Genomic DNA, 3,734 nt, shown 5'->3' with positions numbered 1-3,734 from the left:
CCCTGTGGGAGAGTAGGACGCCGCCGAACAATCATTGTGGGAAAGCCCCGCACCAGCCCCTTCCGGGGGGCACGGTGCGGGGCTTTTCTGCGTTTCCGGGATCGAAAGCCGCTCGGCCGTGTGGTGGGGCTGGGTATCCTGGCCGCGTTCCCCTGGAGGGCAGATGACAGCACAGCAGCTGGACGCCGGCGGCCCGCTCATCCCCCAGCCGGCCATGACGCGCGAAGCGCTGCGGGATGCGGTACGGCGGATCGACATGGCGAGCCTCGCCGCGCTCGACAAGGAATGCAACGAGGCGTTCGACCGGGCCGCGGAGACCGGGGCCATCAACCCGCTGCGGTTCTTCCTGATCAAGTGGGCCACGCACGTGGCGATCCATCGGTGGCCGGCGCGGTCGGCGGCGCTCCTGGAGGCAGAGCGCGTCGCCGGGGATCCGCGGGCGACGGAACAGGAGTTCCGGGCCGCCATGGAGACGAGCAGCCGCATCCTCGCCGAGGCCCAGGCGGAGATCGGCCAGTGACCTCGCGCGGCGAGGGCGTGGAGAACGACAGCGGCTGGGCGTGGGAGTGCGATCCCGGGCGGGTGTGGGTACTCGGCGACATGCCGGTGGAACAGCAGAGCCTCGTCGGCGCCGTGATGGACGGCTTGGTCGACCTGGCCTCCATGGCCATCGACCCCAAGGACGGCAGCCTCTACGAGGACCCGCACCCGATGCGGCTGCGTACGTACGAGGACGAACACCTGATGCTCTGGTACCAGACTATCCCCCATCGCAGCCGCGTGTACCTCAAGCGGGTCAACCTCTGACATGTTTCGGCCCTTGCCGCGTCTATCGAGATTCGATAGATTCCCATCGTGATTCGATGGAAGGATGGGCCGTGGGAAAGCTGACAGTGGGTGCGCTGCGGGCCGTGCTCGTGGTGGTGCTCAGCGGTACCGTCCTCGTACAGGCAATGATGGTGTGGGCGTTGGCCACCGACCCGGAAGACGGGACTCTCCCGCTGACCCCGCTGCGCTGCATCACGATCCTGGGCATGGTGTCGGTCCAGGTCGCCCTGGTCTGCGTGTGGCGGCTGGTGACGATGGTGCGGCGCGGGACCGTGTTCTCCCATGCCGCCTTCAGGTACGTGGACGGCGTGATCGGCGCGATCGTGGCGGCTGCCCTCGTGTGGTTCGCGGTCACGGCCGTCAACGCGCCGGGCCAGCGGGACGACCCGGGCGTCACCGTCATCATGGGCGGGGTCGGCGTGGCCATTCTGGGGGTCGCCCTCATCCTGCTCGTGCTGCGGATGCTGCTCGCCCAGGCCGTCGCGCGGGACGTCGAAGCGGCGCACATGCAGGCCGAGTTGGACGGGGTGATCTGATGCCGATCGCCGTCGACATCGACGTGATGCTGGCCAAGCGGAAGATGTCCGTGGGTGAGCTCGCGGACCGCGTGGGGATCACTCCGGCCAACCTGGCGGTGCTCAAGAACGGCCGCGCCAAGGCGGTCCGCTTCGCGACGCTCGCCGCCCTCTGCGAGGTGCTCAGGTGCCAGCCGGGCGACCTGCTGCGCTGGGAGGCCGAGGACACCGTGGGCGGATGAAGTTCGCCCAGTTGGGGACCGGCGCCTGTCGGCGGGACGACGGTACGGCGGCTGCTGGGCCGCATCGACGGCGAGGCGGGGCGCCAGGCGGTAAGCCACGGGTCGGCCGGCGCGCTGGTGCCGAGGATCAGCCGCACGCGGTTCCGGTCGACGGCAGACCAGCCGCGCAGCGGCCAGGGCTGCGGGCCTCGAAACCTCGCCTTGCCGAGCAGAGCGGCATCACTGCCGGCCTCCGGCGCAACGCCCGCGACGCCGGCCGACTGCTCGCTCTGCTCGGGCTCACATGATCTCGAGGTGGGCGGCATACGACTGAAGCCGGAGCCCCGGCTCCCGGCGTCGGGCCGCCAGGGGTGCGGGAATGTGGTTCCGGTCGAGTCGCGCGATACGGCGGCGCATGCGCGCGTCGACGGACTCGTCAGGCATCTACTTCGACCACCGCCCAGGCTGTCCGTACTGCGCACCCGCCGACGTGCCCAGGTCGTGCGGGTGTCCTCTTGTTGCGTCCTCGGCGACCCGATGCGGGCATGGGCACCCGGCACCCGGCACGCGACCCGTGGCCCGGGGACGGGGGAACGGCGCTGTGCGAGGTCCTCCGCATCCTTGGTCCGGCCGGCCGTAACGTCCTCCGGTGCATCGCCACGGGCTGGACTGGGCTCGGCCACCAGGCCGCCCACACGGCTGCCGGAGGACTTCATACCGCTGTGCTCCGACGCGAGGCCTCCGGACGGGTCGACGATCGGTGCGGGGCGAGTGAGCCGAGCGGCCCGGGACCATGGCGCCGGCTGAGGAGGGCAGCGGAAGCCGCCGGGACGAAGTGAATGCCGCTGCCGCCGTCCCGCCGTCCCGCCGTCCCGCCGTCCCGCCGTGCCGCTTGAGGTTGAGCTGGCTCTTGAGGGCGTCGATGACGGCTGGACCCTGGCGGGTCTCCGCGCCGGACCGGTTCGTCCTTGGAGCTCGTCACAGGATGGCCCGGCAACTCCTGCCGCCTGAGCCGGGTTCGGCTCGCGGCAAACTTGCCGGCGGCGCTTGGAGCGGTGGCAGCAGGCCGGGGTCTTCGACCAGCTGCCACCTGATCTGCGATGGACGCGGCACCCTGCTCAAAGTCATCACGACCGCGGCCAACGTCAACGAGGTCACCAAGACCCTCGCCCTGGTCGACGGCACCCCATCGGTGGCGGTCGGCCAAGCCGGCCTCGGCGCCCCGAGGCCCTGCTCGGCGACAAGGGCTACGACTCCAATCCCAACCGCGACGACGAGCTGCGCAAGCGCCGGGTCCTGCCCGTCACCTCCCGGAAGGGCGCCCCGAACATCAAAGACATCGGCAAGCTCCGCTATGTCGTCGAGCAGACCTTCGTCCTGCTCCACCACTTCAAACGACTTGCCATCCGCCGGGAACGCCGCACCGAACCGTCTCCCTCGTCCGCAGCCTTTCTGCTGGAGACGCCTGAACAAGCCCAACTCATGATCGAGTTACGAGCTCTTACGGTCCGGCACGGGACAGATGAACATTGAGCCGCTTCCGTGCAGAAGGCTTCGACGCCCGTCCGGTGAAGCGCTTGTCGGCCAGGACCACCTGCCCTCCAGGCACCAGGTGACGGGCAGGACCCCGCGCCCACCAGGGCCGGATCGCTGCCATCCCATGCAGGGCCCCGCGAGCACGGGCGGCTTCGCGGGGCGCCGGGAGCGAGCAGCGGGTGCGGCTCGGCGTCCTGGTCTCGGGGGCCGGCGGTGACGGCCGTGCCGGGGCGGTGGCACGGTCTCGACGCGTGCCCTGGGCGCCAGTCAGCAACACGCGGCAGCAGCCCTGGCACCGCGGCCCGCGTCGTTTTGACGGTGCCCTGGGAGAGATGTAGAGTTGAACAGTTGCCTGGAGCTGAGAGGCTCGGCACACGCCCCCGAGGAAGGCAATTCCAACCGGGGCTCCTCGACTCCTTCATCAGGATTCTGAAGCCGGGAAATCCGGTGGAAAAGTTCTGATAGAGTCGGACTCGCCGGAAAGGGAAACGCGAAAGCGGAGAACTGGAAAGCGAACCCCGCTTCGACCGGGAATCGGACACGAAAGAGTCTGATAGAGTCGGAAACACAAGAACAAAGGAAGCGCCCGGAGGAAAGCCCGCGAGGGTGAGTACAAAGGAAGCGTCCGTTCCTT

General features: G+C 69.4%; 5 protein-coding genes. All 5 read left to right on the top strand.

What is annotated here, in order from left to right; all coding sequences use genetic code 11:
- The first annotated feature begins 163 nt into the window (after positions 1-163).
- The 5 genes from ACWGH1_RS35070 (at position 164) to ACWGH1_RS35050 (ending at position 3,097) form a co-directional block, all read left to right on the top strand.
- A complete protein-coding gene (locus ACWGH1_RS35070; protein ID WP_453356759.1) occupies positions 164-520 on the top strand; it encodes a hypothetical protein in 357 nt (118 codons plus the stop codon).
- Positions 517-807: a hypothetical protein gene (locus tag ACWGH1_RS35065; protein ID WP_453356758.1), complete on the top strand. Its 291-nt coding sequence runs from the start codon at positions 517-519 to the stop codon at positions 805-807. The genes ACWGH1_RS35070 and ACWGH1_RS35065 overlap by 4 nt, the downstream gene beginning before the upstream one ends.
- Positions 808-878: 71 nt before the next feature.
- Positions 879-1,364: a DUF2975 domain-containing protein gene (locus tag ACWGH1_RS35060; RefSeq protein WP_453356757.1), complete on the top strand. Its 486-nt coding sequence runs from the start codon at positions 879-881 to the stop codon at positions 1,362-1,364.
- Positions 1,364-1,585, top strand: coding sequence for a helix-turn-helix domain-containing protein (locus tag ACWGH1_RS35055; protein WP_453356756.1), 222 nt, complete (start codon positions 1,364-1,366; stop codon positions 1,583-1,585). The genes ACWGH1_RS35060 and ACWGH1_RS35055 overlap by 1 nt, the downstream gene beginning before the upstream one ends.
- A gap of 1,026 nt (positions 1,586-2,611) precedes the next feature.
- Positions 2,612-3,097 carry a hypothetical protein gene (locus ACWGH1_RS35050; RefSeq protein WP_453356755.1) on the top strand — a complete coding sequence of 162 codons (486 nt, stop codon included), beginning with the start codon at positions 2,612-2,614 and terminating at the stop codon, positions 3,095-3,097.
- The last annotated feature ends 637 nt before the right edge of the window (positions 3,098-3,734 follow it).

The organism is Streptomyces sp. NPDC054883 (assembly GCF_053610645.1).
The sequence above is the reverse complement of the archived record's forward strand: the minus strand, read 5'-3'. Positions and strand labels throughout refer to the sequence as shown.

Excerpts from the sequence above, each read along its gene's own strand:
- ACWGH1_RS35070 (WP_453356759.1), top strand. The coding sequence starts at position 164 with ATGACAGCACAGCAGCTGGACGCCGGCGGCCCGCTCATCCCCCAGCCG.
- ACWGH1_RS35055 (WP_453356756.1), top strand. The coding sequence starts at position 1,364 with ATGCCGATCGCCGTCGACATCGACGTGATGCTGGCCAAGCGGAAGATG.